The organism is Limnohabitans sp. (assembly GCF_031539175.1).
Taxonomy (GTDB): domain Bacteria; phylum Pseudomonadota; class Gammaproteobacteria; order Burkholderiales; family Burkholderiaceae_C; genus Limnohabitans.
This window is the reverse complement of record NZ_JAVKLQ010000044.1, coordinates 1-2025: the sequence shown is the minus strand read 5'-3', so window position 1 is coordinate 2025 and position 2025 is coordinate 1. Positions and strand designations below refer to the sequence as shown.

Sequence of the window (2025 nt, the reverse complement as noted above, 5' to 3'; positions counted from 1 at the left end):
CCATGTCTTTGATGGGGGCGATATAACTCATTGTTGATGTCTCCAAAAATAGGCTCAAGAAAAAAGCATCCCGCAGAGTGCTTTTCAAAGTGTGTTTACAACGCGGCGACCAACTCAGGCACCGCCACGAACAAGTCAGCCTCCAGCCCGAAATCCGCCACGCTGAAGATCGGCGCCTCGGGGTCTTTGTTGATCGCCACGATCACCTTGCTGTCTTTCATGCCCGCCAAGTGTTGAATCGCCCCGCTGATGCCGCATGCCACATACAACTGCGGCGCCACAATCTTGCCCGTCTGCCCCACTTGCAAATCGTTGGCCGCGTAGCCTGCATCCACTGCCGCACGGCTCGCACCAATCGCCGCCCCCAGCTTGTCGGCCAACGGAATCATGACTTCATCAAACTTCTCTGCGCTACCCAACGCACGTCCGCCCGAGACAATGATCTTGGCTGCGGTCAGCTCTGGTCGGTCACTCTTGGTGACTTCACAGCCCACAAACCTGCTCTTGCCAGAGTCGGTGACAGCGGCTGTGGTTTGCACCTGTGCCGTGCCTCCTGTGGCGGCTGCGGCATCAAACCCTGTGATGCGCACGGTGATGACTTTGACGGCGTCACGCGATTGCACGGTGGCAATGGCGTTGCCCGCATAGATGGGGCGCTCAAACGTGTCGGGGCTGTCTACCTTGGTGATGTCGCTGATTTGGCCCACGTCCAACTTAGCTGCCACGCGAGGGGCCACGTTTTTGCCATTGGCGGTTGCGGGGAACAGGATGTGGGTGTAGTTGCCTGCTATGGCTAGAACTTGGGCTGCCACGTTCTCCGCCAAGCCCGCCTCCAGCGTTGCACCATCGGCGTGAACCACTTGGCTCACGCCCATGATCTGTGCCGCAGCAGCAGCGGCTGCATCGGCGTTGTGCCCAGCGACCAATACATGCACGTCAGCGCCAATGGCGGCTGCGGCGGTCACTGTGTTCAAAGTCGCGCCTTTGATCGCGGCGTTGTCGTGTTCTGCAATCACAAGCGTTGTCATGTTCGTATTTCCTGCATATTCGTTTAGCGTTTAGATAACTTTGGCCACGCTCTTGAGCTTGTCCACCAAGGTGGCGACGTCGGGCACCTTGATGCCCGCGCCGCGCTTGGCAGGCTCGACCACTTGGAGGGTCTTGATGCGCGGGCTCACGTCCACACCGAGGTCTTCGGGTTTGAACACGTCGAGCTGCTTCTTCTTGGCCTTCATGATGTTGGGCAAGGTGACGTAGCGGGGCTCGTTCAAGCGCAAGTCGGTGGTGATCACAGCGGGCAGGCTGATGGAAATCGTCTCCAAGCCGCCATCGACTTCGCGGGTCACGCTGGCTTGGCCGAGACCATGGATGCCACCTGCGGTGTCGACTTCCACCTTGGAAGCAAAGGTGGCTTGGGGCATGTCTGCCAAAGCGGCCAACATCTGTCCAGTTTGGTTGCAGTCGTCGTCAATGGCTTGTTTGCCCAAGATCACCAGGCCCGGTTGCTCTTTGTCGACCAAGGCTTTGAGGAGCTTGGCCACGGCCAAGGGTTGCAGTTCTTCGCTGCTCTCGACCAAAATACCTCGGTCTGCGCCAATCGCCATGGCGGTGCGCAAGGTTTCTTGGCACTGGGTGACGCCACAAGAGACGGCGATGACTTCCGTGACCACGCCTTTTTCTTTGAGGCGCACGGCTTCTTCCACCGCAATCTCATCAAACGGGTTCATGCTCATCTTCACGTTCGCAATGTCAACCCCAGAGTTGTCCGACTTCACCCGTACCTTCACGTTGTAGTCCACCACGCGCTTGACTGCGACTAAAACTTTCATGACGCGATTCCTTCTTTGTTCAATGTGGCAATGCCAGCAATGGTACAAGCTCCGATTGCTAGGGAACATCTGCATAACCTTCTTGTAAACCCTGACAGCGTGAACGCCATAGACTGCGTTGAATACACATGAAACAAACCAGCCTATCGATCAGCGGCTTTGAGCTGCAAAGTAAACGCACACGTCGACGAGAGTT

The 2025-nt window shown here is 57.1% G+C and carries 2 protein-coding genes; both read right to left on the bottom strand.

Annotated features, from left to right (window positions below; translation table 11 throughout):
- Window positions 1–95: 95 nt before the first annotated feature.
- A complete protein-coding gene (locus RMS95_RS08100) occupies window positions 96–1028 on the bottom strand; it encodes an FAD-binding protein (protein WP_310645171.1) in 933 nt (310 codons plus the stop codon).
- Window positions 1029–1058: 30 nt separating this feature from the next.
- The gene (locus RMS95_RS08095; RefSeq protein WP_310645169.1) at window positions 1059–1829 is read right to left on the bottom strand and encodes an electron transfer flavoprotein subunit beta/FixA family protein; all 771 of its coding nucleotides are present in this window, start codon (window positions 1827–1829) and stop codon (window positions 1059–1061) included.
- Window positions 1830–2025: the final 196 nt, after the last annotated feature.

Excerpts from the sequence above, each read along its gene's own strand:
- RMS95_RS08100 (WP_310645171.1), bottom strand. The coding sequence starts at position 1,028 with ATGACAACGCTTGTGATTGCAGAACACGACAACGCCGCGATCAAAGGC.
- RMS95_RS08095 (WP_310645169.1), bottom strand. The coding sequence starts at position 1,829 with ATGAAAGTTTTAGTCGCAGTCAAGCGCGTGGTGGACTACAACGTGAAG.